This is a genomic window from Amnibacterium flavum (genome assembly GCF_003097495.1).
In the GTDB taxonomy this organism is placed as follows: domain Bacteria; phylum Actinomycetota; class Actinomycetes; order Actinomycetales; family Microbacteriaceae; genus Naasia; species Naasia flava.
On sequence record NZ_QEOP01000002.1, the window covers coordinates 412,121 to 436,231 of the forward strand.

Genomic DNA, 24,111 nt, shown 5'->3' on the forward strand with positions numbered 1-24,111 from the left:
ATGCAGGAGTGCATCGAAGCCTGTTCGGCCTGCTCGCAGGCGTGCACCATCTCGGCCGACGCGATGGCCGGGTCCGACATGGACGGCGCAGGCCGCTGCTCGAGCATGTGCTCGAACTGCGCCGACGTGACCATGACCATGATGCGCATGATGATGCGTCCCATGGGAATGGACGCGATGAGCATGACCGCCATGCTGGAGGCGTGCATCGCCATGTGCCGCGCCTGCATGGAGGAATGCATGAGCCACGCCTCGATGAGCGAGACCTGCCGTCTCTGCGCCCAGGCCTGCGAGGCCTGCATCGCCGCATGCGAGAAGCTCATGGGGTCGATGGCGACCGCCTGACGCGAACCCGACCCGGCGTGGGATCGGGTCGTCGGCGTCGCCCCGGCTAGACGTCGGCGACGCTGATGCGGCGACTGCCGGAGGCGAGCACCGAGTAGTCGGCGTGCACGGCAACCGGAGTCCCGACTCCGACGAGTGCCGCCGGCCCGTGATGCCACAGCCGGCGGACGTCGCCCGTCTGCCATTCCACGAGCTCGATCCAGCCGTCGTCGCCCGAACTGCGCACGATCGCATCCACCCATCGCGACGGCGTCGCGAGCGCGAGCCGGAGCCGGATGAGGGTCAGTGCGTGGCCGGGACGGTCGTCGACGCACATGCCGCCGTGCTCGCAGGTGGTCGAGAGCGTCCGCGGCGTGCTGTGCTGCGTCATGGCTGTCCCTATCCCTTCGTGCATTCGAGCGGGCTGCGTGCGACCGATTGCCGTGCGATCAAGGTAGGCCGAGCGTGACGAAGCCGCATCCGCACGTGTCACATGACGAAACACAGGCGGTCGAATCCCCGAGCGGATGGTGCTCGGCTCATTCGTCGAGGCCCCGCCTCGCGAGTAGAGGACCGATCTCGGCGTCGCGGCCCCGGAACTCCCGGTATGCCGCCAACGGGTCGCGGGAACCGCCGATGCCGAGCACGTATCGGCGGAATCGGTCGCCGTTCGGGCGGGACAGGCCGCCGTTGTCGCGGAACCACTCCACGGTGTCGGCGTCGAGGACCTCGCTCCAGATGTACGAGTAGTAACCGGCGTCGTATCCGCCCGCGAAGATGTGGGCGAAGTACGCGCTCGAGTAGCGCGGCGGGACGCCCGGAACGTCGAGGCCGGCGTCGGCGAGTGCCTGCCGCTCGAAGGCCTCGACGTCGGTAACGGCATCCGCCTGCTCGCGCGAGAGCGAATGCCAGGCCTGATCGAGCAGCGCGGCGGCGAGGTACTCGGTCGTCGCGAATCCTTCGCCATGGCTCTGGGCGGCCTTCACCCGGTCGACGACCTCGGAGGGCATGGGTTCGCCGGTATCGAAACGACGGGCGTACGAGGTCGCGACCTCGGGCCAGAGCGCCCACATCTCGTTGACCTGACTGGGGAACTCGACGAAGTCGCGGAACACGCGCGTTCCCGCGAAGTGGGGGAACCGGACCGTCGCGAGCAGCCCGTGCAGTGCGTGCCCGAACTCGTGGAAGAAGGTCTCGACCTCGTCGAGGGTGAGCAGTGTCGGCTCGCCCTCGGCCGGCCGCGACACGTTGAGGTTGTTCATGACGATCGTGCGCGTGCCGAGGAGTTCCGACTGCTCGACGAGCGAGTTCATCCACGCGCCGCCGCGTTTGGAGTCGCGGGTGTAGAGGTCGAGCAGGTAGAGACCGCGAGGGCCGTCGTCGTCGCCGACCTCGAAGACCCGGACCCCCGGCGCATAGCCGACGAGGTCGGGTCGCTCCGTGAAGGTGAGCCCGTACAGTGCGTTCGCCGCGAAGAAGACGCCGTCGCGGAGGACGCGCTCGGCATTGAAGTACGGGCGCATCGCGGCAGTGTCGACGGAGTGCAGTTCTCGGCGCTCCTGCTCCGCGTAGAAGGCGTGATCCCAGCTCTCGAGCGGCCCGTCGACGCCGTCGGCCCTCAGGCGGACGGCGAGGGCATCGGCTTCGCGCCGAGCGTTGCGGGCCGCGATCGGGGCGAGGCTGTTCAACATCCCGGCGACGGCCTCAGCGGTGCCGGCGGTGTTGTCGGCGGCGACGGCGGCGGCGTGCGAGGCGAAGCCGAGCAGCTCGGCTCGTTCTGCCCGGAGCCGGACGATCTCGAGGAGAACGGGGCGGTTGTCGAATGCGTTGTCCCGGGATCCGCGAGCGAGGGAGGCGCGCATGATCCGCTCGCGGAGCCCGCGATCACGGAGAGACGCGAGCGCGGGGTGACCGCTGGGGAGGACGAGGGTGATCAGATGCTTGCCCTCCAGCCCCCGCCCGGCCGCCGCTTCGGCGGCGCCGGAGATCTCGGACGCGTCGAGGCCGGCGAGCTCCGCCGGGTCGTCGACGACGAGAGCGAGGTCGTTGGTGTCGTCGAGGAGGTTCTTGTCGAAGCGCGCGCTGAGCACCGAGAGCCGCTGGTTGATCTCGCGGAGCCGAACCTTGGCCGCCTCGTCGAGGCCGGCTCCGGCGAGTCGCATCTCGGTCTCGTAGCGCTCGGCGAGGTAGCGCTCCTCGGCAGTGAGGGACTGGCCATCGGCTGCGATCGTCGCGATGCGCGCGTAGAGGGACGGGTCGAGGCGGATGGCGTCCGCGTGCTCGGCGAGACGCGGTGCGATGCTCTGCTCGAGCTCGGCGAGCGCGTCGGTGCTGTCCGAGGAGAGCAGTGAGAAGAACACGGCAGCGACCCGGTCGAGAACCCGGCCGCTCCGCTCGAGCGGTTCCAGGGTGTTCGCGAACGTCGGCGCCTCTTCATCCGCGACGATGGCGGCGACCTCGGCCCGCTGCTGGGACATGCCCTCGACGAACGCGGGCTCGAAATGCTCGAAGCGGATCTCGGCGAACGGCGGCAGGCCGTGGGGGAGCGGACTCGGGTCGAGGAAGGGGTTCGCGGTCACGGTTTGAGACTATTCGCGCTCGAGGTCCGCTCCGCCTCTTGTCGTCGACGGTGGGGCGGGCTAGCGTGTGAGCAGTCAGTCACGACCGAGAGGAGACTGAAATGGCAAAGCCAGCGTTCATCCAGTGCTCCGTCGGCGTCTTCACCGCGTAGCAGACCGACGCCCCTGCGGCTGCGGTCGCTGCGCCTGAGTCGCCAGACGGTACCGTCGTCGCTTCCTGCGACCAGCCTGTCCGCACGCCCCTTCCGGGCCTGCTGCTGACGGGCTCCCGCCACGTCTCCTTCGACGTCTGCGGGCTTCCCGCCGCCTCCGCGGCACCTGCCCGAGCCAGCCGGCCGGGCATCCCTCGATCGAGGACATCGACATGAATACGACCCTCGGCGCCGGCGAACACACCGGTGCCGGAACCGAACAGCACACCATCGTCGTGGTGCCCGCCGGGCGCCTCGGCCTGATCGACCGGACCGCGATGCGGCTCGGTCTCGCTCTCATCCTGTGGGGGCAGCGTCCCACCCGGCGTCGCCCCGCCGGCGGTCCGCTCACCAGCGAACGCGTCGACGAACTGCTGCGGATGCGCCGCGCGGGCGCCGACGCTGCGCGCGAACGGCACGCGGGAGGACGTGCCCTCCCGCCCATCCTGTGAACGGCTCCGCTCCGACCGTCGCACCGCTTCGACCTCGCATGACGAGGCGAGCGGTGTGGTGGTCGAAGCGACACGATCGTGTGACCAGGACGAGGTATGCCGCGCGCGGTGGCCTCGGTGCCAGACTGGGCGCGACCCGCGGCCAGTGTCGCGGCATTATCAAGGGGGAACGAGCGCTGTGAGCAGCTTTCAGAACAATCCGCTGGCCATCGACCTGAGCGGACTCGCTCGGGTGCACCGCGGGCAGATCATCGCCATCGCCGTCATCGGGCTGGTGCTCGGTGTCGTCGGTCTGCTCTTCCCGGGCGTCACCGAGCTGACCGTCGCCGTGCTGTTCGGCAGCTTCCTCGTCGCCACCGGGATCTTCCGCATCCTGTCCGCCGTCATCGCGGCCAACATGACGGCCTCGCTCCGCTGGATCAGCGGCATCCTCGGATTCTTCGTCGTGATCGCGGGCATCATCTGCCTCGCCGACCCGTTCGAGTCGCTGATCGTGCTCGCATTCGTGATCGGCTTCGGCTGGATCCTCGACGGCGTCGTCGACTTCATGCTCGGCCTGCGCGACGCGATCCGTCCCCGCTGGTTCGGCTTCGTCAGCGGCATCATCTCGATCGCCGCCGGTGTCGCCATGTTCGTGCTGCCCGCCACCGGTATCCGGACCCTCGTCCTCATCGGCTCGGTTCTGCTCATCGTCGTCAGCCTGACGACCCTGCTGACCCTGCCCCGCCAGGCCAAGACCGCGGCACCCGACCCCGCCATCTGACCCCGACCTCCCGCAAACCGCGGTAGCGGGTGGGCGGGTGGTACGCGATCGGTGGAGTCACCAGGCGTCGTCGTCGTCGGCCTGGGTCGGGTTCGTTCGGAGGACCGTCACCGTTCCGCGGGTGTCCGCTGTGACGGCGTACGTGTCCTCCGTGACCGTCTCGACATCGAGGGATGCCGTGGGGCGACGCTCGAGCCAGGTCAAGGTCCAGGTGCCGTCATCCGGTGCGCCTGCAGCCACTCCGACGGTGCGGACCTCGGCCTCGACCTCGCGCACGGCATCCGCGAAGGCGATCCCGAGATTCTCAGGCGGTTCGCCTCCGAACGGCCAGCGGGTGCCGAGCTGGATCACCGATTCACCCGGCCGCGTCAGTCGACGGTCAGGTCGTAGGTGACGTAGGCCGTCTTCTTGGCGACCTGGTCGTACAGGGCGCGCGCCGTGGCGTTGTCCTCGGCGGTGATCCAGCGGACGGTCTTCTGCCCGTTCTTCTTCGCCTCCGCGGCGACCGCATCGATCAGAGTCCGGCCGACGCCCGTGCCGCGCTTGTCCTCGCGGACGAACAGGTCGTCGAGGTAGAGGCCGATCTCGCCCGCGAGGGGGCGTTCGAACGAACGGATGTGCGCGAGACCGACGAGCTCGCCGTCGCCGTCGACCGCGACCAGTCCGTGCGTGGCGAAGTCGTCGCTGAAGAGCCAGGCCCAGACGCGCATGGCGCGGTCGTCGGTCAGCGGCTCCTCGTAGAAGTCCGCGTACCCGGCGTAGAGGCCGTACCAGGCGAAGAAGTCGCCCTGCTCGACGGGTCGGATTGTCACGGTCATGCTGCTTCCCCCGGTGCTCGTCGTACCGACGGCCGTGCTGTCGGCCTCGGCGGTCGCTTCGATCTCGTCACCACCGGTGGTCGCGGCCTCGGGATCGGCGCCCGTCACCATGGTGGCGTCCTCGGCCCCCGACTCGCCAGAGGCGAGGTCGGCATCGCTCGATCGACGGGCGCTGATCGGTCCGGTGATCGGCGCGTCGGTGTCGTCGTGTCCCACGATGCTCTCGTCGAGATTCTCATCGAGGGGAGTGCTGAGGTCAGTGCTGCTGTCGTGAATGATCATGCCGTTTCTGCTGGTCGGAACTGTGTTCACAGCTCCTCGTTCGGAATAAGTTCGATGTGGGTCACGGCCAACGCATCACCCGGACCGAAGCCCAGTTCCTCTATGCGTCCCACCGCGCGAAGATCTGCTTCAGCGAGTTGTAGCAGTTCGACCTGAGCAAGAGGCCCGACTATGGTCGCCTGGGCGACCCGGGTCTTCTGCGATGCCTTCGCGTCGGTCTTCGCGCGACGGATCGTGATGAGCGCCTCGCTCGCCAGGGTCAGGAGCTGCGCATCCGCGCTCTCCGGGACGTCTCCGGGAACCGGCCACGGGACCGTGTGCACGGATCCGTCGGCGAACCAGGACCACGCCTCCTCCGTCGCGAACGGCACGAAGGGGGCGAACAGTCGCAGCAGCGTCGACAGCGCATCGCGGAGAGCGGCGATGGCGGATGCCTGCCCGCCGTCCTCGCCGCCTGCTGTGCCGTAGGCGCGCTCCTTGACCAGCTCGAGGTAGTCGTCGCAGAAGTTCCAGAAGAACTGCTCCGTCGTCTCGAGCGCGCGCGCGTGGTCGTACTCGGTGAGCGCGGTCGTCGCGGTCGCCACCACGGCGTCGAGGGTGGTCAGCATGCTCCAGTCGAGCGGATGCGTGACCGCTGCGCGACCTGCCGGGATGGCGGCCGCGGTCTCAGCGTCGAACCCGAGGATGAACTTCGCCGCGTTGAGGATCTTGATCGCGAGGCGTCGCCCGATGCGGATCTGGGTCGGGTTCTGCGGATCGAACGCGGCGTCGGTGCCGAGCCTGCTCGAGGCGGCCCAGTAGCGGACGGCGTCGGAGCCGTGCTGCTCGAGCATCGCGGCCGGCGTGACGACGTTGCCCTTCGACTTCGACATCTTCTTGCGGTCGGGATCGACGATGAAGCCCGAGATCGATGCGTGCGACCACGGCTTGACGCCCTCTTCGAGCAGCGAGCGGAGTGCGGTCGAGAACAGCCAGGTGCGGATGATGTCCTGACCCTGCGGGCGCAGGTCGTAGGGGAACACCAGGTTCCACAGCTCGTCGTCGCGGTCCCAGCCGCCCGCGAGCTGCGGGGTGAGCGACGAGGTCGCCCAGGTGTCCATCACGTCGAGTTCGCCGATGAACCCGCCGGCGGCGCCGCGCTGGTCCTCGGTGTAGCCCGGGGGCACGTCGCTCGACGGATCGATCGGCAGCGTCGACTCGTCGGGGACGATGAACTCCTCGAAGAGAGGGTTGCCGTCGGCGTCGACGCGGTACCAGACGGGCAGCGGCACACCGAAGAAGCGCTGACGGGAGACCAGCCAGTCGCCGGCGAGACCGCGCACCCAGTTCTCGTACCGGACGCGCATGAAGTCGGGCAGGAAGTCGATCTCTGTGCCGAGCTCGATGAGGCGCTCGCGGAGCTGCGGATCGCGTCCGCCGTTGGTGATGTACCACTGGCGGGTCGACACGATCTCGAGGGGGCGGTCGCCCTTCTCGAAGAACTTGACCGGGTGCTGGACGGGCTTGGGGTCCTCGAGCAGTTCACCGGTTGAGCGGAGGAGCTCGACCACGGTCTGCTTGGCGGAGAAGACGGTCTTTCCGGCGAGCTGGGCGTAGGCGTCGCGGCCGAAGTCGCTCGTGATCGCGGCGGGCGCCTCACCCGAGAACCGGCCGTCGAATCCGATCACGGCACGGTTGGGCAGGTCGAGCTCACGCCACCAGACGACGTCGGTGACGTCGCCGAAGGTGCAGATCATGGCGATGCCGGTGCCCTTGTCGGCCTGGGCGAGGTGGTGGGCGAGCACGGGCACCTCGACGCCGAAGACGGGCGAGGTGACGGTCGTGCCGAACAGCGGCTTGTAGCGCTCGTCGTCGGGGTGCGCGACCAGGGCGACGCAGGACGGGAGCAGCTCGGGGCGGCTGGTCTCGATCTCGATCTGGCCGCCATCGGGTCGGGTGAAGGCGATGCGGTGGTAGAAGCCGGGCTGGACGCGGTCCTCGAGCTCGGCCTGCGCGACGGCGGTGCGGAAGGTGACGTCCCACAGGGTGGGCGCGTCGGCCTGGTAGGCCTCGCCGCGGGCGAGGTTGCGCAGGAACGCCTTCTGCGATGCGGCACGGGCGTCGTCGCCGATGGTGCGGTAGGTCTGGGTCCAGTCGACCGAGAGACCGAGGATGCGCCAGACGGCCTCGAACTGCTTCTCGTCCTCGACGGTCAGCCTCTCGCACAGCTCGATGAAGTTGCGGCGCGAGATGGGCTGCTGATCGGCGGCCTTGCTGCTCTTGTTGTCGCCGCCCTCGAACGGCGGGACGAAACCCGGCTCGTAGGGGAGCGTCGGGTCGCAGCGGACGCCGTAGTAGTTCTGGACGCGGCGCTCGGTGGGCAGACCGTTGTCGTCCCAGCCCATCGGGTAGAAGACGGTCTTGCCGAGCATGCGCTGGAACCGCGCGATGACGTCGGTGTGGGTGTAGCTGAACACGTGCCCGATGTGCAGCGAACCGGAGGCGGTCGGCGGGGGAGTGTCGATCGAGTAGATGTCACCGCGGGTGCGGCCGGTGCGATCGAACCGATAGACCCCGGCGGACTCCCAGGTCTCGCCCCATTTGGCTTCGAGGCCTTCGAGTGCTGGCTTGTCGGGAATGCTGGCGGGCGACGACATCGAGGGAGCTCCGGTTCGATATGTGCGGCACCGCGTGAGGGTGCCTGAATGTGGTCGCGGAATGCGACAGGACGAGTTTATCGCCATCGACGTCGTCGACGTCATCGCGTCCGATCAGCGCGGATCACGCAGATCGGGCCGGTCGGCGAGCCAGAACGGCCGGAATGGGCCGGATTCGGGGCCGAACTCCTTGCATTCGTGAAGGGAGGCGGGCCTCAGCTGCGGTCGAGCGACTCGACGAGGGGGCGGAGCCGGCGCACGGATTCGGCGACCGTCGCGTCGAGGATCGCGCGGCCCTTGTCGGCCGTGGCGTGACTCGGGTCGCCGAACACGCCGCTGGCCGAGAAGCGGTGCACCTGCATCGGGCGCAGACCGAAGTCGGCGGGGAACTCGGGATACTCGGACCGGTACCGGTCGGGATGCACGGCATCGGGATCGAGCGCGAGGATGATCGAGGTCTCGGCCTCCTCGGCGTGGTTCAACCCGGGGGCCGCGGGCAGGGCCACGCGCACCGACTCGATCGCGTCGTCCATGCCCGGGTAGTCGATCGTGAGGGCGGTGAATCCCTCGATCGTGGCGAGAGTGCGAGTCGCGAGCGCGAGGGGGATGCGGTTGCCGAAGTCGCCGTTGACGATCACGAACAGTCGCGCCCCCGCGGCGGACGCGGCCCGGCCGAGGTCGACGGCGATCGCCGCGACCGTCTCCGTCGAGAGCGACATCGTGCCCGGGTATCCGGCGGTGCCCCAGGTGTCGCCGTAGTGGACAGGAGGCAGGAGCACGGCGTCGAACTCCTCCGCGATGCGCCGGGCCACCTCGTCGGCGACCATCGTGTCGGTTCCGAGAGGCAGGTGCGGCCCGTGCGCCTCGGTCGCGCCGAACGGCAGGATCGCTACCGACGAGACGGTCGCGAGATGGTCGGACACGTCGGTCCAGGATGAACGGTGGGCCTCGATCATCGGCTCAGGATAGTGGCCCGAGAAGCCGTGATCCGCTTCGTGCCGGCGGTGCACGAGCGCGAACAGCGCGCGAAGCGCGAGTGTCGAATCGGCCTTGGATCAGGTGCATCTCGCAAGTCGAGGCCCGGAACCGATAGCTTCGATCGCAGAGCGAAAGGGTCACCGATGAGCGAACCCGGGCAGGCGAGCGCCGAGTGGAGTGAGCAGACGGCGCGTCATGTGACCGACATGCACCGCTGTCCGCGCTGCGGGGCGACGCTTCAGGGTGCCCCCTCCTGCAGCGTGTGCCACGCGGTCCTCGACGGTGCTGAGGGTGCCGCGGTATGGCAGGCGTCGGTCGCCGTGGCCGATGCTCTGCGGGCGCGCGCAGCCCTCATCGCGAAGCTCCCCATCCGCCAGGCCGTTCCGGCAGCCGGCCCACCGACCGAGGCCGCCCGGCCGGTCTCCTCCCTTCAGCCCGGCGCGATCGTCCTCGCACCCGCCGATCGGGGCGGATACAGCGTTCAATCCCTGCTCGCGGTCGCGGGAGCGGGCCTGTTCGCCGTCGCCGCGGTGGTCTTCGTCTTCTTCAACCCCGATCTCACAGATCTCGGAACTCGCACCGTCATCGTCGGCGCCATCGCCGCGCTGTTCCTCGCCGGCGCGTGGCTGCTGGCCCGTCGCGGTCTCACGTTCTCGGCCGAGGCGATCGGCGCTCTGGGGGCGATCTTCGTCGGGTTGACCGCATCGGGTGCGGCATCGGGTGCCGCGGCCACGGCGTTCTGGACCAGTCTCGGCATCGCGACCCTCGTCGCGACCATCGTGCTGTTCGGCCTCGCGCAGCTCATCCGTCTGCGCTCGCTCCAGTGGTTCGCCTCGGTGGGCCTCACCATCACGCCCGCATTCTTCGGATTCGGCGGAGCCGGCGTGCTCGGAACGGTAGCAGGGGCCCTCGGCTCAGTGGCCGCAGCGCTCGTCGGGCACGCCCTCCTGGGCCGGTCGCGGGTCACCGACCACCCTGCGACCGAACGGACGACGATCACCGTGCTCCAGGTGGTCGCTGCTGTCATCGCAGTGGTCGCCGTGCCGTTCGTCGACATCGACGGTCCCGGCCGGGTGCTGATCATCGCCCTCGTCTTCGCCGTGCTGGCGGCGCTCGCCGTGTTCGCCGCCCGCATCCAGATCCGACGGTTCTGGAGCCTCACCGTCGGCGCCTCCGCGGCTGCCGCGATCGCCGTCCTCCCGTTCGCAGCCGAGGCCCTCGACGAGCGGTGGCTGCTCTCGACGGTCCCGCTGTTCGCGGCGCTCGCATTGATCGCGGCGGCGGCGCTGCCCCGCCTCGGGCCGGTCCGGCGCACCGCGTTCACGGTCGGCGTTGCGGGTGTTCTCGTGATGTCGACACTGCCGGCCACGCTGATCGCGCTGGGTCAGCTGTCATCGCCCCTGCTCGACCTGCTGCTCGCACGCCGCTTCGACGGCTCGTCGACCGCCGACCCCGCCGATGCGCTGACCACGTCGCCCGGCGGCGAGCTGACCGCCTCGTTCGCCGGGGATGCCGCGGTGCTCGGGCTGTTCGCCGTCGCCGCGGGTCTCGCGATCGCGGCCCGCATCGCCCGCTCACGTCCGGCGACATCCCGCGCGGCCATCACCGCGGCCGTCTGGATGGGTGTCCTCGCAGCCCTCGCCGCGACGCCCCTTCCCCTCCTCGTGCAGGCCGCGCAGATCGCGCTCGCGTTGGCACTCGCCGTCGGCCTCGGGTTTGTGATCCTCCGCTTCCGCGCTCTCGAGCGTCGCCTGGTGGTCCCGATCGCCGTCGGCGCTCACCTCGCCGTCGTGCTCGCCGCCTTCATCTCGTGGGAGGGCAGCCCGATCATCGCGGTGATCGCGGGGGCGCCCGTTCTCGGCGCACTCGCGGTAGCGACCCGGACGGTGCCCGAGCCCGTGAGGTTCGTGCACGTCGGTGCGGGATACGCCTACGCGCTCGGCATCGTCGCGACCGCGTTCGACCAGACCGAACTCGAGCCGATCGCGGTTCTCAGCCTCACCGTGTCGGTCGGCGCGGTCGCCGCCCTCGTCACGACGGCGTGGGAGCGGATCCCGGTGCGCGCCTGGTACGCGGTCCTCGTCGTGACGGCGTTGCCGTTCCTCGCCGGCGTCGCCTCCGTCCTCGTCGAACGGACCGGGTGGACGGCGCTGTCCACCGCGCTGATCGCCGCTCTGGCGGTTTCGCTCGTGCTCACGAGACGCCCGCGGCTGAGCCCCGTCGTGCGCATCGCCGCCGCGGCGATCATCGTGCCCGCGGTCGCCGTCGTGCTGGTGACGCTCGGCGCCTGGTCGCTCCCGTCGAGCGGATCACCCGTCGTGCTCCCGGTGATCGCCGTCGTCGTCGGGGTCGTGCTCGCTGCTCTGCGGTCGGTCGAACGGCTGCTGGCCGCCCGCGGTCACGGTTCGGTGGGGGCGCTCGAGGTCGCGGTCATCCAGCTGTCCACGCTTCTGACCGCCGCGATCACGGTGCTGCTGTCACTTCTGCGCGAAGCGGCGGGGCTCGGCACGACGGTGATCGTCCTCCTCGTGCTCGGTGCGGGTGCGGCGGCGGCTCGCGTCTACTCGGGCCGGCGGTGGGGATGGTGGCTCGCCGCCGCCTGCTGGACGGGCGCGCTCTGGAGTGTGTGGGCCCTCGTCGGAGTCGGTCTCGTTGAGGCCTACATCCTGCCTCCGGCGCTCGCAGCCGTCGTCGTCGGGCTCGTGGCCCTCGCCCGTCACCGGTCCGGTGCGCCACTCGTCGCCAGCGGCCTCGCGATCGCGCTGCTGCCCACCCTGGTCCTGCTCCTCGTCATCGGCGACGGCGAGACAGACGGGGTGCACGTCCCATGGCGCGCGTCGGCGCTGCTCATCGCCTCGGCTCTGTTCCTCGTCGCGGCCTATCTCATCGGCGAGGCGAACCGGTTCCGGCCCATCCGCGGAGCCCTCCTCCTGCTCGCGGTCGTCGCCGCGGCCGCCGGGCCCGTCCAAGCCGTGCGTTACGGCCTCGAGGTCGACGTCAGATTCGATTCGGTCGGGAACCTGCTGCTCGTCGTCCTCCTGTTGAGTGTGATCGCGGTGACACTCGCGGTCGCCGCGGCGCGCCGAGCAGCCGTCGCGCCCGTTGCCGTCTCGTCGACGGACCCGTCGAGCGACGGCTCCGGGTCAGCGCGCTGGCGCTCCGTCGGCCGGGGCCTGTCGGGCAGGTGGGGATCCGTCCCGGCCGTCCTCTACCTCGTCGCCGGCCCGATCAGCACGATCCGGGACGACTGGGCGGTCATCTGGACCCTCTGGACGCTCATGATGATCCTGCTGGTGGTGCTGCTCATCTCGGTGTCACGGGCTCAGCGCGGCCCGACCCTCTTCCCGCCGGTGATCGTGACCTACCTCGTCGCCTGGATCACCGCGGTCGTCGCCTGGTCTCCGCGCGATCTGCGGGTCGAATGGTTCTCGCTGCCGCTCGGGCTCGCGGTGCTCGCGGCGGGGGTGCTGACCTGGGCGCACGAGGCGAGGAGCGGCGGAGATCCCGGTATCCGCAGGAGCGGACGGCTCTCGGACTGGCCGCGGGGGTGGGGTGGATCCTGGCGGCTGCTGGGGCCCGGTATCTTTCTGACGATCCTGCCGTCCGTGCTCGCGACCGGAACCGACCCTGCGACTCCGCGGGCCATCCTCGTCATCGCTCTCGCACTCGCGGCGATCCTGGTGGGATCCGCACGTCGCCTGGCCGCCCCGTTCGTGCTCGGCCTCGTCGCACTGCCGATCGAGAACATCGTCGTCTTCGTCGTCCAGATCGGGCGGGAGATCAGCGCGCTGCCGTGGTGGATCACACTCGCGACCGCAGGCGCGGTGCTGCTCGCGCTGGCCGTGACGTCGGAACGCAAGACCGCGCAGGGCGGAGGAGTCGCGGCCCGCATCCGCGAACTGCGCTGACCCGGTTGGCGCCCGTCGAGCCCGCCGGAACGAGGCGCCGTCCGCCCGTAGAGCTCGTCGAAACGAGAGGCCGCTGCCCGTTGAGCTCGTCGAAACGAGAGGCCGTCCGCCCGTTGAGCTCGTCGAAACGAAGAGCCGTCAGTTCGTTGAGCTAGTCGAAACGAGAGGCCGCGGGCTTCAACAGTGCTTAACTGCTCGCTTCGACGGGCTCAGCGGGCGGGGTGGGCGGAACTGCTCGCTTCGACGGGCTCAGCGGGCGGGCGGAGCGGGCGCTCGCTTCGCTTCGCTCAGCGGGCGGGGTGGGCGGAAGTGCTCGCTTCGTTTCGCTCAGCGGGCGGGCGGTGGTCAGAGGCGCGAGGCGAGGTCCCAGCGCAGAAGGGACAGGTGCGAGAGCAGCTGGCGCGGCACGCGGTCTCCAAAGCGCGCGAAGTGCTCGGTGGTCAGATCCGACTCGTGCAGCCACGAGATCGGGTCGACCTCGAACAGTTGCTGCCAGTCGCGCGGGCCCAGGTCGATGCCCTCGAGTGAGAAGTCCTTCTCGAAGGGGATCCGCCCCGCAGGGGTCTGCAGGGCCGCGACCTCGTCCTCGAGTCGCCGAGCGATCCACTCGACAACGCGGCTGTTCTCGCCGAAGCCCGGCCAGAGGTAGCTGCCGTCGGCACCCTTGCGGAACCAGTTCACCTGGAAGATCCGCGGCGCGCGGTCGCCGAGCTGTTCGCCGACCTCGAGCCAGTGCGCCCAGTAGTCGGCCATGTTGTAGCCGCAGAACGGCAGCATCGCGAACGGGTCGTGCCGCAGCTCGCCGACCGTGCCCTCCGCCGCCGCGGTCTGCTCGCTCGACATGGTGGCTCCCATGTAGACGCCGTGCGCCCAGTCGATCGACTCGGCCACGAGGGGGATGTTGGTCGATCGGCGCCCTCCGAAGACGATGGCGTCGATGACGACGCCTTCGGGGGAGTCCCACTCGTCGGCGATGGTCGCGCACTGGTCGGCGGGTGCGGTGAAACGCGAGTTCGGGTGCGCCGCGGGCGTCGCCGAGTCGGGTGTCCAGGAATCGCCGCGCCAGTCAGTCAGGTGCTCGGGAGCCTCGTCGGTGAGTCCCTCCCACCAGACGTCGCCGTCGTCGGTGAGGGCGACGTTCGTGAACACGGTGTTGCCCCAGATGGTGGCGACGGCGACCGGGTTCGTCGAGTCGCCGGTGCCGGGCGCGACACCGAAGAACCCGCGCTCGGGGTTGATCGCCCGCAGTCGGCCCTCGGCGTCAGGGCGCAGCCAGGCGATGTCGTCGCCGATGGTCTCGACCTTCCAGCCGGGGATCGTGGGCCGCATCATGGCGAAGTTGGTCTTTCCGCAGGCCGACGGGAACGCGGCGGCCAGGTTGTGGCTGACGCCTTCCGGCGAGGTGACCTTGACGAGGAGCATGTGCTCGGCCAGCCAGCCCTCGTCGCGAGCCAGGACCGAGGCGATGCGGAGCGCGAAGCACTTCTTGCCGAGCAGGGAGTTGCCCCCGTAGCCCGAGCCGTACGACCAGATCTCCCGTGTCTCCGGGAAGTGGCTGATGAACTTCGTCGCGTTGCTCGGCCACGGCACGTCGGCACGTGCGATGCCCGAGGCGTCGACGAGCGGGTATCCGACGCTGTGCAGCGCGGGAACCCATTCGGTGTCGGGCCCGATCTCGTCGAGGGCGGCGGTGCCCATCCGGGTCATGATCTGCATGGAGATGACCGCGTAGGGGGAATCCGTGATCTGGACGCCCAGCTTGGCGAGAGGGCTGCCGATCGGGCCCATCGAGAACGGGACGACGTACATGGTGCGTCCCCGCATCGCGCCGTCGAACAGGTCAGTGAGCTCGGCCTTCATGGCCGACGGCTCGCGCCAGTTGTTGGTCGGGCCCGCGTCGTCGGGGTCGACGGAGCAGATGAAGGTGCGCTCCTCGACGCGGGCGACGTCGCGGGGGTCGCTGCGGGCGAGGAAGCTGTTCGGTCGGAGTCCGGGGTCGAGGCGGACCAGGGAGCCGTCGGCGACCAGCTGCCCGGTGAGCAGATCCCACTCGGACGCGTCCCCCGTGCACCAGTGGATGCGATCGGGCTTCGTCAGCGCGGCCACCTCCGTGACCCAGGCGGCGACGCCCGCCCGGCCGGGGTGAACGGTGCGAGCTGGTCGCGTCGTGTCGTCAGCGGTGAGAGGTGAAGGACTGAGGATCGCCATTGGTCGCCTGTTCGAGAGAGTCCGCCTGGGAAATTTCAGTCTGAGTCTTCTCAGACGGCAGGATTCGGGATATCGTCCGTAAAATTCGGGGATTCTTAACATTGGAGTAAAGAGTGGACGCGCTTACGGTCGGCCGACGCATCCGGCACTTCCGCCGGGAGCGGTCGTTGACGCTCGAACAGCTGGGGGAGCGGGCGGGGCTCGCGGGCAGTCAGCTGTCGCTCATCGAGAACGGCCGACGCGAGGCGCGGTTGTCGCAGATCAGCGCGATCGCGGCCGGCCTCGACGTCGAACCCGCGGAGCTCCTCCGCGGTGACGCGCCCGACGCGCGCTCCGCTCTCGAGATCGAGCTGGAGCGCGCCCAGACGACACCCGCCTACGCATCGCTGGGCCTGCCGCGCGTGACCTCCGCGAAGTCGCTCTCACCCGACGTGCTCGAGGCGCTCGTCGGCCTGCATCGCGAGCTCAGGCGCCGGGCCACCGAGGCGATCGCGACTCCCGAGGAAGCGCGACGCGCGAACACCGAGCTGCGTCTCGTGATGAGGGGCCACGACAACTACCAGCCCGACCTCGAGCGCGAGGCGTTGGATCTGCTGTCCGTGGTCGGCCACGAGCGCGGGGCGCTGACCCACCACAACGTCGCGCGGATGGCGCGGCACCTCGGCTTCGAGATCATCCATGTGGGCGACCTGCCGCACTCGACGCGGTCCGTCACCGACCTGGAGAACGGCCGGATCTACCTCCCGCCCGCCTCGATCCCCGGCGGTCACGGTCTCCGCGCGCTCGCGCTCCAGGCGATGGCGCACCGGGTGCTCGGCCACCGCGAGCCGCCGAGCTACGCCGAGTTCCTGCGGCAGCGGCTCGAGATCAACTACTTCGCGGCCGCGTGCCTCATGCCCGAGACGGCGAGCGTCGACTTCCTCGCTGCCGCGAAGGGTCGACGAGACCTCGCCATCGAGGACTTCCGTGATGCGTTCGGGGTGACCCACGAGGCGGCAGCCCTGCGCTTCACGAACCTCGCGACGAAGCACCTCGACCTGCAGGTCCACTTCCTGCGGGTCGGAGATGACGGGGCGATCTACAAGGCGTACGAGAACGACGGGCTCCCTCTGCCGACCGATGTCAGCGGATCGGTGGAAGGTCAGCTCGTTCCCCGCGGTTGGGCGGCCCGGACCGCGTTCGAGCGAACGAATCGCACGAGCGAGTTCCACCAGATCACCGACACGCCCGTCGGCTCGTTCTGGTGCGCGGTGCAGACCGGCACGACACCGACCGAGGAGTTCTCCATCGCCGTCGGCGTCCGTTTCCAGGACTCCAAGTGGTTCCGCGGACGGGACACCCGGCTGCGCTCGGATGCAACAGGGCCAGTCGGCGTCGCCGCGGACGCCCAGCTCGTGGAGCAGTGGAAGGGGAAGGCCTGGCCGAGCGCCAAGCTGCACGCCCACATCCTGTCGCCGCTGCCCTCCGGCACATTCCCCGGGGTGGACGACCGCGAGGTCTACGAGTTCCTGCAGGAGCACTCGGAGCGCTGAGGTCCTGCCGCGCCGGATCAGACCGGGAGCCGCGGTGCCGAATCCAGGAGACGCCGGGTGTACGGGTGCCGCGGCTCGCGGAAGAGCTGCTCCGTCGGGCCCGTCTCGACGATCCGCCCCGCCTCCATCACCGCGACGGTGTCGCTCACGTGCTGGATGACACCGAGGTCGTGGGAGATGAACAGGTAGCTGAGCCCGAGTTCCCGCTGCAGCTCGTCCAGCAGGTCGAGAACCGTGGCCTGCACCGATACGTCGAGCGCGGACACGGGCTCGTCGCAGATCAGGATGCGCGGGCGCGGTGCGAGCGCTCGGGCGATGGAGACGCGCTGGCGCTGGCCGCCCGACAGGTGCAGCGGTCGCCGGTCGAGCAGCCCGTCGTCGAGGCCGACCGTCCCCAGCAGTCGTCGCGCCTCGGCCAGTCGGGCGGTCCGGCCGTCGGCGATGTCGCGGGGGATCGCGTCGCCGAGGATGTCGCGCACGGAGAGCCTCGGATCGAACGAGCTGAGCGGGTCCTGATAGATCGCACCCATGAGCCGGCGGTGGGGGCCGCGCGCGGATTCGCCGAGCGCGCTCCACGGTCGTCCCTCGACCTGCACCTCACCGGCGTCCGGTGTCGTGAGGGCGAGCACGAGGCGCGCGGTGGTCGACTTGCCCGATCCGGATTCCCCGACGAGCCCGAGCGTCGTGCCGGCCGGCAGCTCGAACGAGACATCGGCGACGGCCGTCAGCGGATCGCGACCGGGGAGCCGGAACGTCTTCGTCAGCCCGGTCGCGCGGAGTGCGGGAGTCGGCGAAGAGGCGGGTGCCGTGAGGGGACCCGCCGAGGCGGCCGGCCCGCCCGCGCTGAGCCGGCTGCCCCGCGGCCGTCCGAACGGCACCGCTGCGATGAGCGCCCGCGTCTGCTCGGCGACGGGCGAGGTGAGGACCCGCGAGGTCGGGCCCTCCTCGACGATGACCCCATCGCTCATGACGGCGATCCGGTCGGCGATGGCGGACACCACGGCCAGGTCGTGACTGATGAGCACGAGGCCAGCACCCTCGCGGGTCAGGCTGCGGAGCAGGTCGAGGATCTGCGCCTGGACCGTCACGTCCAGCGCGGTCGTCGGCTCGTCGGCCACGATCAGCGGTGGGCGGGAGACGACCGCCGAGGCGATGAGCGCGCGCTGGCGTTGTCCGCCCGACAGGTCGCCTGACCGCTGGCCGAACCGCAGAGCAGGATCGGGCAAGCCGACCTCGGCGAGGGTCTCGAGCACCCGTCCACGCCGCGCCGAAGCGCTCATTCGCGTGTGCAGCCGGAGCGCGTCCCCGATCTCCCGGCCGATCGGTCGGAACGGATCGAGCGAGACGAGCGCGTCCTGCGAGATGAGCCCGATCTCGCGTCCGCGGATCTCGCGCCACTTCCGCTCCGAGAGTCCGAGCAGCGACCGGCCGTTCAGTGCGAGCGCGTCGGCGTCCACGCGCCCGCCCGTCAGACCCAGCAGCGCGCGCGCCGTGACGCTCTTGCCCGATCCCGACTCGCCGACGATGGCGAGGCACTCACCGGCACCCACCCGCAGGTCGACTCCGCGCACGACGTCGCGCTCGCCGAATGCGACGCGCAGGCCCTCGACTCTCAGCAGGTCCGTCATCGCTGCCTCGTCCTGCGCTGCACTCCGCGCCCGAGCACCGTCGCGCAGACCGCGGTGAGCACGATGAAGAGCCCCGGGAAGACGCTCATCCACCACGCGCTCGACAGGTAGGTGCGCCCGGCCGCCAGCATCGCGCCCCACTCGGGCGACGGCGGTACCGCGCCGAGTCCGAGGAAGCTGAGCGCGGACGCCCAGACGATCGCCTGACCGACCCCCAGCGTTCCGAGCGCGAGCAGGGGTGCGAGGGTGTTCGGCAGCAGGTGGCGGCGGAGGATCCACCAGCGCCCGCGCCCCTGAACGGTCGCCGCCTCGACGTACGCCGAGGATCGCACCGCGATGAGCTGGGCGCGGATGATGCGCGCGTATCCCGGCGCCGTCGAGATGCCGACGGCGAGTGTGGTCGTGACGACGCCGGGGCCGATGACGACGATGAGGAACAGGGCGAGCAGCAGCCCGGGGAGCGCGAAGAGGACCTCGAGTAGGCGGTTGACGCCGAAGTCGACGACTCGGCCGCCGAGACCCGCGACGACTCCGAGCAGCACGCCGAGTCCGAGTCCGATGACCGTCGCCGAGACGCCGATGACGAGCGAGCTGGCCGCGCCGTGGACCACGCGGCTGTAGATGTTCCGCCCCGACTCGTCCGTCCCGAAGATCTGCGCGAGCGACGGCGGGGAGAACGCGTCGCCGGGGTCGATGGCGAGGGGATCGGTCGGGGAGAGCAGCGCGGGTGCGATGGCCGCGACGAGCACGAACAGCAGGAAGAGGGCGGCGAGGATCTCGCCGAACCCGAAACGATGCCGCGGACCGGCCGAGCGGTGGGTCGCCAGGCGATCGGCGACCGCTTCGACCTCGAGAGCGCTCATGCGCGGGCCGTCGGATCGACGATTCGGCCGAGCAGGTCGGTGAGCACGGTGACGAGGATGTAGGTCAGCGCGACGATCATGACGACCCCGATGACGACGGGGACGTCCCGGAGGGTGACGGCGTTCAGCAGCGTCCGCCCGAGTCCCGGCCGCGCGAATATCGTCTCGACGACGACGGCGCCGCTGATCAGGTAGCCGAATGCCCAGCCCGACAGCGAGATGCCGGGCAGCGCCGCGTGCCGCAGCGCGTGCACGAGTCGCACTCCGGTCTCGCTCTCGCCCCTCGCGCGAGCCGAAAGGGCGTACGGCGAGTCGAGAGCATCGAGCAGCGATTCGCGCATGACCTGCCCGAGGAATCCGGCGAGCGGCACCGCCAGGGTCAGTACCGGGAGCACCAGCCCGAGCGGGCCGGGGGTGCTGATCGGGGGCAGCCAGCCGAGACCGACGCTGAAGACGAGGATGACGAGCGTCGCCAACCAGAAGTGCGGCAGGCCGGCGCCCACGATCTCGAGTCCGGATCCCACCCACTCGGCGGCACGCGTGCCGCGTGTGGTCCAGGTCGCGACGAGCAGAGCGAGCAGCCACGCGATGGCGAGGGAGAGGCCGGCGAGCAGCAGGGTCCCGCTGAGCTGCGAGAGCAGCAGGGGGGCGACCTCGGTCCGGAGCGAGTACGAGCTGCCGAAGTCACCCGTCGCCAATCGGCCGAGCTGCAGCAGGTACTGGACGAGGATCGGCTGATCGAGTCCGTACTCGGCGCGTGCGGCGGCAAGCGCCTCCTCCGAGGCCTGGGAGCCGGGACCGCCGAGCACGGCTTGGGCGGGGTCGCCCGGGATCAACCGGATGGCGAAAAAGGTCAGGGTGGCGACGGCCCACAGCACGAACACCCCGCCGGCGAGGCGTCCGGTCAGCCGAAGGGCGAGGGCGCCCGCGCGCGATCTCCGCGCGGGCGCCCTCGTCTCACTCGTCGAGCCAGGCGTCATAGAACGTCGGCGTCGACACCGTCGGCATGGCTCGCAGCCCGACCACGCTGTCTCGCAGCAGGTAGTGGTTCTGCTGGTCGTAGAGCGGGAGGATGTAGAACCCCTCGAGGACGATCGCCTGGGCCTGCGCGTAGAGATCAGTGCGCTCGGCCTCATCGGTCGTCGCGTTCGCCTGGTCGAGCAGAGCGTCGAGCTCGGGGATGCTCACCTGGGAGTGGTTCGCGAAGTAACCGCTCGGTGCGGGCGTGATGCCGGCCGAGTCGTAGAGGATCCGCAGCACGTCGGGTCCGACCTTCGTGTAGGGGGCGCTGACGGCGTCGTACTCGTTCGCCGCGAGCGCTCCGTACCAGCTCGACAGGTCGAGCGGGCTCAGCTCGACGGCGAAGCCGGCCTCCTTCGTGGTGGCCTGGATCTGCTCGAACAGCGACTGCTCGGCCGGGATCGACTGGTTCGTGCTGACCGGGAAGGCGACCGTCAGCCGCTCGCCGTCCTTGACGCGGTACCCGTCGCTGTCGCGCTCAGTCCAGCCGGCGTCGTCGAGAAGTTCGTTCGCCGCGTCGAGGTCGTACTCGAACAGGCTCGGGTCGGAGTAGGCGGCGGATTCGACGCTCGCGAGCGGCGAGTAGGAACGATCCGCCGTGCCGAAGAAGAGGCTCTCGATTCCCTCGTCGACCTGGGCCGATCGGATGAACGCCTCGCGCACGGCCACGTCGTCGAACGGCGCCTTGCCCGAGTTGAGTTCGATCCGGTTCGACGATCCCGGGCGCGGTGCGTCGAGCTCGCTGAGGCCGTCCTCGCCTTCCGCGGCGACGAGGGTGTCGGGCTGTGCGTTGTCGATCACGTCGACCTCGCCCGCCTGCAGTGCGGCGTAGCGGGAGGCGGAGTCGGGGATGAAGCGCCAGGTGATGGCGTCGAGGTAGGCGGCGCCGTCATGCCCTGCGTCGGCGGGCGGGGAGACGTAGTCGTCGTTGCGTTCGAGGGTGACGGAGTCCTGCTTGACCCAGTCGGTGATGACGAACGGACCGGTGCCGATCGGGGCCTCGCAGTTCGCGTCGGTGCCCCGTTCGAGACCGGCGGGGGATTCGATCGCGACCCACGTCTGGGAGAGCGACTCGAGGAGTGCGCTGTCCGGCGCCGAGAGGTTGAACTTGGCGGTCGTGGCGTCGACCGCTTCGACGGAATCGACCTTGCCCATGGCGAGGTATCCGGTCGAGGATCCCGTCGCGGGATCCTTCACGTGCTCGATGTTGGCCTTCACGGCTTCCGCATCGAACGGGGTCCCGTCGGTGAACGTCACGTCGTCCCGCAGTGTGAAAGTCACGCTGAGGCCGTCGTCGGCGACCTCCCATCCGGTCGCGAGCCAGGGGATGATCGTGCCCTCGCTGTCGCGGGAGACGAGCGACTCGAGCACCTGCGTGGCCAGGAGGGCCTGCGGGTAGTTGCCGCCGACGTGCGGGTCGAGGCAGGTGGGCTCGGCATCTCCCGACGCGTAGACGAGGGTTCCGCCCGTCTTCGGTTCGTCGTTCGTCGCCGTCTCGGCGGGGGAGCTGGTGCACCCGGCGAGCACGAGGGCGCTGATCGCCGCTGTCGCGCGGAGGAGTGCAGGACGGAGATGCTGTTGCTGCATGGGGGTTGCTGTGCCCGTCTTCTTGTGGCTAGCCCGCGATCCTTGGCTAGATTCTCTTCAGGTGTGATTGTTAGACGCAGTCCAATATTCGGACCCGTACCAATATAGATCCATTCGAGGGGGTGATGGCCGCGATGAGTACGACGGAGCGGCGCGTGGGGCGACCGCGCAGGTCATCCCGCGCGAGTATCGAGGACGCCGCCGCCGAGCTGTTCCTCGAGCAGGGATACGCGGGTACGACCGTCGAGCAGATCACCCAGAGGGCCGGGGTCTCCCGCGCGACCTTCTTCAACTACTTCGCCGCCAAGAGCGACGTGCTCTGGAGCTCGTTCGACGAGAGCGCGGGACGGCTCCGCGACGAACTCCGGGCTGTCGGGACGGACCGCCCGCCGATCGACGGGGTTCGGCAGGCCCTGCTGGTGATCGCTCAGGACTTCCCCGGCGAGAGCGCGCCGTGGGCGGTCGCCGAGGCCGAGACGATGGGGACCGCCGAGGAGCTCGGCGCATCGGGGCTCCCGCGTTTCGCAGCTCAGGCGGCCGTCATCGCCGAGTTCCTCCGCACCAGGCTGTCGCTCAGTCGGGACGATGTGCGCCCTCCCGCCGCGGCGGCCGCGATCGTCGCGGCCACCGCGGCGGCCGCAGGGGTCTGGGTCAACGCCGGCGCATCGCGAGGCTCGCTGGCGTCCTACGTGGAAGCGGCGATCACTCCGGTGTGCGCGGGCTTCGCAGCCGCCTTGGACGGTGCCTAGCTCATTCGTATTGTTCTATGTGAAATAGAACAATAGACTGGCGGCATGTTCCTGACCGTCGACCCGTCGTCGCCGACGCCGCTGTTCCAGCAGCTCGCTGACGGGGTGCGCGCCGAGGTCATCCGCGGCGCGCTGCGTCCCGGGTCCCGGCTGCCGTCGGCGAAAGAACTCGCGGAGTCCCTCGAGATCAACGTGCACACGGTCCTCAAGGCGTATGCGGTCCTCCGAGATGAGGGCCTGGTCGACCTCCGACGAGGTCGTGGAGCGGTGCTGACCGCTCAGGCGTCGTCGCTCGGTGACCTGTCGCTCGACCTTCCGCGACTCGTCGCCCGTGCCAGAGCGGCGGGCGTCGGCCCGGCCGCCCTCGTCGCCCTGATCAAAGAGGAGTACTCCCGATGAACGCTCGAATCGCTGTCGCATCCCCAGCTGGTGTTCGTCGCTATCGGAGTCGACTCGTCGTTCTGGGGGCGCTCCCGCCGGTGCTCCTCGTCCTCGGGGCGCTGGCGGTCGTCATCGCCTGGACTCCGTCGCTTCCGGCGGAGGTGGCGCAGCACTGGAATGCAGCGGGACGAGCTGACGGGTACGGTCCCGCATGGGCACCCGCCCTGGTGGGCGCCGCGGTGGTCCTGATCGTCGCGGCCGGTGCCGTCGCCTCCGGATGGAGTCCGATCGATGCGGCCAGAAGCCGGGGCGCCCGCGTGCTCCTCGCGTCCGCCTGGGGAGTCTCGGGACTGCTGTCGATACTTCAGCTCGGCACTCTCGCACCGCAACTGGGCGGCGGGGTCGACGCCGTCCAGACGCTCCCCGTCGGAGCCCTGATCGGCGGATTCGTCGGAGGTCTGCTCCTCGCGGTCATCGGGTGGTTCGCGGCGCCCCGCGGCCTCGAACAGGTACAGGCCGGTGCGGACGGCGACACGGTGCCGGCCGTGTCGCTCGCTCCCGGTCAGCGCGCGGTCTGGGCCGGCTCGACCCACGCCCCCCTCTGGTTGATCGTGGCGCTGACCGCTGCCGTCGTCGGGATGCTCGTGTTCGCTCTCGCCGTCGCCGCATCGGGAGACGCGACGGCCTTCGCCCTCCTCCTCCCCGGCGTCGTTCTGGCTGCCGCGCTGTCCACCCTGTTCTGGCGGGTGCGGATCGACTCGCGCGGTGTGCTGGTGCGCTCGTTCCTCGGCGCCCCTCGCTATTGGATCCCGCTGTCCGAGCTCGACGATGTGAAGGTTCTCCCGGTGTCGCCCGTCGGCGATTTCGGAGGTTGGGGCCTCCGCTTCGGTCCGCGACGCACGGGTGTCGTCCTGCACACCGGTCCGGGGCTGCAGTTCGAGCGGACCACCGGACGCGCGCTCGTGGTCACCATCGACGACGCCGAGCGGGCGGCCGGCGTCGGTCGGGCCCTCCTCGCGCAGGCGCAAACCGCGAAGTGACGCGGTAGGCTGACGGCTAACGACATCGATCCGGCCATCACCGGGGAGTCCTCGGAAGAACGGTCGGCAACGGCCCAGTAGAACCGAGCGGGCGAGCCCGTCACAGCGCATCGAGAGGGCCGCACGACTGCTCGGGCAACCGAGTCGATCCGCAGGCGGCCAAACGAGGTGG

At 70.0% G+C, this 24,111-nt stretch carries 19 protein-coding genes; 8 read left to right on the plus strand and 11 right to left on the minus strand.

The annotated features are described in order from the left end of the window. Positions 1-345, plus strand: coding sequence for a four-helix bundle copper-binding protein (locus tag DDQ50_RS17705; protein WP_476692337.1), 345 nt, complete (start codon positions 1-3; stop codon positions 343-345). A gap of 46 nt (positions 346-391) precedes the next feature. On the opposite strand, the gene DDQ50_RS09640 is transcribed toward DDQ50_RS17705, so the two are convergent. Together DDQ50_RS09640 and DDQ50_RS09645 are read right to left on the minus strand one after the other, a co-directional pair. After that, positions 392-715 carry a hypothetical protein gene (locus tag DDQ50_RS09640; RefSeq protein WP_116756525.1) on the minus strand — a complete coding sequence of 108 codons (324 nt, stop codon included), beginning with the start codon at positions 713-715 and terminating at the stop codon, positions 392-394. Positions 716-863: 148 nt separating this feature from the next. After that, positions 864-2,903: a M3 family metallopeptidase gene (locus tag DDQ50_RS09645; RefSeq protein ID WP_116756526.1), complete on the minus strand. Its 2,040-nt coding sequence runs from the start codon at positions 2,901-2,903 to the stop codon at positions 864-866. Positions 2,904-3,267: 364 nt separating this feature from the next. On the opposite strand from DDQ50_RS09645, the gene DDQ50_RS09650 reads away from it, so the two are divergent. After that, entirely contained in the window at positions 3,268-3,546 is a 279-nt protein-coding gene (locus tag DDQ50_RS09650) for a hypothetical protein (protein WP_116756527.1), read from the plus strand. Positions 3,547-3,724: 178 nt separating this feature from the next. Beyond that, on the plus strand, positions 3,725-4,309 hold the full coding sequence (locus DDQ50_RS09655; RefSeq protein ID WP_116756528.1) for an HdeD family acid-resistance protein: 585 nt from the start codon (positions 3,725-3,727) through the stop codon (positions 4,307-4,309). A gap of 57 nt (positions 4,310-4,366) precedes the next feature. On the opposite strand, the gene DDQ50_RS09660 is transcribed toward DDQ50_RS09655, so the two are convergent. The 4 genes from DDQ50_RS09660 to DDQ50_RS09675 all read right to left on the minus strand — a co-directional run bounded on the left by DDQ50_RS09660 (position 4,367) and on the right by DDQ50_RS09675 (position 9,001). Then, positions 4,367-4,660: a hypothetical protein gene (locus DDQ50_RS09660; RefSeq protein WP_116756529.1), complete on the minus strand. Its 294-nt coding sequence runs from the start codon at positions 4,658-4,660 to the stop codon at positions 4,367-4,369. Between the two features lie 17 nt (positions 4,661-4,677). After that, positions 4,678-5,409: a GNAT family N-acetyltransferase gene (locus tag DDQ50_RS17665; RefSeq protein WP_338065148.1), complete on the minus strand. Its 732-nt coding sequence runs from the start codon at positions 5,407-5,409 to the stop codon at positions 4,678-4,680. Between the two features lie 26 nt (positions 5,410-5,435). Further along, positions 5,436-8,045 carry a valine--tRNA ligase gene (gene valS / locus DDQ50_RS09670; RefSeq protein ID WP_116756530.1) on the minus strand — a complete coding sequence of 870 codons (2,610 nt, stop codon included), beginning with the start codon at positions 8,043-8,045 and terminating at the stop codon, positions 5,436-5,438. 215 nt (positions 8,046-8,260) lie between these two features. Continuing rightward, the gene (locus DDQ50_RS09675) at positions 8,261-9,001 is read right to left on the minus strand and encodes a creatininase family protein (protein WP_116756531.1); all 741 of its coding nucleotides are present in this window, start codon (positions 8,999-9,001) and stop codon (positions 8,261-8,263) included. 165 nt (positions 9,002-9,166) lie between these two features. Here DDQ50_RS09675 and DDQ50_RS09680 point away from each other — a divergent pair, with 165 nt between their 5' ends. Beyond that, complete coding sequence (locus tag DDQ50_RS09680; protein WP_116756532.1) at positions 9,167-12,931, plus strand: SCO7613 C-terminal domain-containing membrane protein; 3,765 nt, start codon at positions 9,167-9,169, stop codon at positions 12,929-12,931. Positions 12,932-13,276: 345 nt separating this feature from the next. On the opposite strand, the gene DDQ50_RS09685 is transcribed toward DDQ50_RS09680, so the two are convergent. Further along, positions 13,277-15,139 (minus strand): phosphoenolpyruvate carboxykinase (GTP), encoded by a 1,863-nt coding sequence (locus DDQ50_RS09685; protein ID WP_116756533.1) that lies wholly within the window; start codon positions 15,137-15,139, stop codon positions 13,277-13,279. A gap of 113 nt (positions 15,140-15,252) precedes the next feature. Between DDQ50_RS09685 and DDQ50_RS09690 the strand changes: the two genes are divergently transcribed. Next, entirely contained in the window at positions 15,253-16,671 is a 1,419-nt protein-coding gene (locus tag DDQ50_RS09690; RefSeq protein ID WP_116756534.1) for an XRE family transcriptional regulator, read from the plus strand. 17 nt (positions 16,672-16,688) lie between these two features. On the opposite strand, the gene DDQ50_RS09695 is transcribed toward DDQ50_RS09690, so the two are convergent. Genes DDQ50_RS09695 through DDQ50_RS09710 form a run of 4 tightly spaced genes read right to left on the minus strand, consistent with a single transcriptional unit; the run spans position 16,689 to position 21,769 of the window. Further along, complete coding sequence (locus DDQ50_RS09695) at positions 16,689-18,299, minus strand: dipeptide ABC transporter ATP-binding protein (RefSeq protein WP_116756535.1); 1,611 nt, start codon at positions 18,297-18,299, stop codon at positions 16,689-16,691. Then, a complete protein-coding gene (locus DDQ50_RS09700) occupies positions 18,296-19,162 on the minus strand; it encodes an ABC transporter permease (RefSeq protein WP_116756536.1) in 867 nt (288 codons plus the stop codon). The genes DDQ50_RS09695 and DDQ50_RS09700 overlap by 4 nt, the downstream gene beginning before the upstream one ends. After that, positions 19,159-20,142, minus strand: coding sequence for an ABC transporter permease (locus tag DDQ50_RS09705; protein WP_116756537.1), 984 nt, complete (start codon positions 20,140-20,142; stop codon positions 19,159-19,161). Before DDQ50_RS09705 ends, DDQ50_RS09700 begins: the two co-directional genes overlap by 4 nt. Continuing rightward, complete coding sequence (locus DDQ50_RS09710; protein ID WP_116756538.1) at positions 20,120-21,769, minus strand: ABC transporter substrate-binding protein; 1,650 nt, start codon at positions 21,767-21,769, stop codon at positions 20,120-20,122. The genes DDQ50_RS09705 and DDQ50_RS09710 overlap by 23 nt, the downstream gene beginning before the upstream one ends. A 155-nt stretch (positions 21,770-21,924) precedes the next feature. On the opposite strand from DDQ50_RS09710, the gene DDQ50_RS09715 reads away from it, so the two are divergent. The 3 genes from DDQ50_RS09715 to DDQ50_RS09725 are packed head-to-tail and all read left to right on the plus strand — an operon-like array spanning position 21,925 to position 23,939. Continuing rightward, positions 21,925-22,518 carry a TetR/AcrR family transcriptional regulator gene (locus DDQ50_RS09715; protein WP_165829769.1) on the plus strand — a complete coding sequence of 198 codons (594 nt, stop codon included), beginning with the start codon at positions 21,925-21,927 and terminating at the stop codon, positions 22,516-22,518. 45 nt (positions 22,519-22,563) lie between these two features. Beyond that, entirely contained in the window at positions 22,564-22,917 is a 354-nt protein-coding gene (locus DDQ50_RS09720) for a GntR family transcriptional regulator (protein ID WP_116756539.1), read from the plus strand. Then, positions 22,914-23,939 (plus strand): DUF1648 domain-containing protein, encoded by a 1,026-nt coding sequence (locus tag DDQ50_RS09725; protein ID WP_116756540.1) that lies wholly within the window; start codon positions 22,914-22,916, stop codon positions 23,937-23,939. Before DDQ50_RS09720 ends, DDQ50_RS09725 begins: the two co-directional genes overlap by 4 nt. The last annotated feature ends 172 nt before the right edge of the window (positions 23,940-24,111 follow it).

Bases quoted from the DNA above. Each gene is read 5' to 3' on its own strand.
- DDQ50_RS09720 (WP_116756539.1), top strand. From the start codon at position 22,564: ATGTTCCTGACCGTCGACCCGTCGTCGCCGACGCCGCTGTTCCAGCAG.
- DDQ50_RS17705 (WP_476692337.1), top strand. From the start codon at position 1: ATGCAGGAGTGCATCGAAGCCTGTTCGGCCTGCTCGCAGGCGTGCACC.
- DDQ50_RS09685 (WP_116756533.1), bottom strand. From the start codon at position 15,139: ATGGCGATCCTCAGTCCTTCACCTCTCACCGCTGACGACACGACGCGA.
- DDQ50_RS09725 (WP_116756540.1), top strand. From the start codon at position 22,914: ATGAACGCTCGAATCGCTGTCGCATCCCCAGCTGGTGTTCGTCGCTAT.
- DDQ50_RS09700 (WP_116756536.1), bottom strand. From the start codon at position 19,162: ATGAGCGCTCTCGAGGTCGAAGCGGTCGCCGATCGCCTGGCGACCCAC.
- DDQ50_RS09680 (WP_116756532.1), top strand. From the start codon at position 9,167: ATGAGCGAACCCGGGCAGGCGAGCGCCGAGTGGAGTGAGCAGACGGCG.
- DDQ50_RS09695 (WP_116756535.1), bottom strand. From the start codon at position 18,299: ATGACGGACCTGCTGAGAGTCGAGGGCCTGCGCGTCGCATTCGGCGAG.
- valS (WP_116756530.1), bottom strand. From the start codon at position 8,045: ATGTCGTCGCCCGCCAGCATTCCCGACAAGCCAGCACTCGAAGGCCTC.
- DDQ50_RS09650 (WP_116756527.1), top strand. From the start codon at position 3,268: ATGAATACGACCCTCGGCGCCGGCGAACACACCGGTGCCGGAACCGAA.
- DDQ50_RS09710 (WP_116756538.1), bottom strand. From the start codon at position 21,769: ATGCAGCAACAGCATCTCCGTCCTGCACTCCTCCGCGCGACAGCGGCG.
- DDQ50_RS09705 (WP_116756537.1), bottom strand. From the start codon at position 20,142: ATGACGCCTGGCTCGACGAGTGAGACGAGGGCGCCCGCGCGGAGATCG.
- DDQ50_RS09675 (WP_116756531.1), bottom strand. From the start codon at position 9,001: ATGATCGAGGCCCACCGTTCATCCTGGACCGACGTGTCCGACCATCTC.
- DDQ50_RS17665 (WP_338065148.1), bottom strand. From the start codon at position 5,409: ATGATCATTCACGACAGCAGCACTGACCTCAGCACTCCCCTCGATGAG.
- DDQ50_RS09640 (WP_116756525.1), bottom strand. From the start codon at position 715: ATGACGCAGCACAGCACGCCGCGGACGCTCTCGACCACCTGCGAGCAC.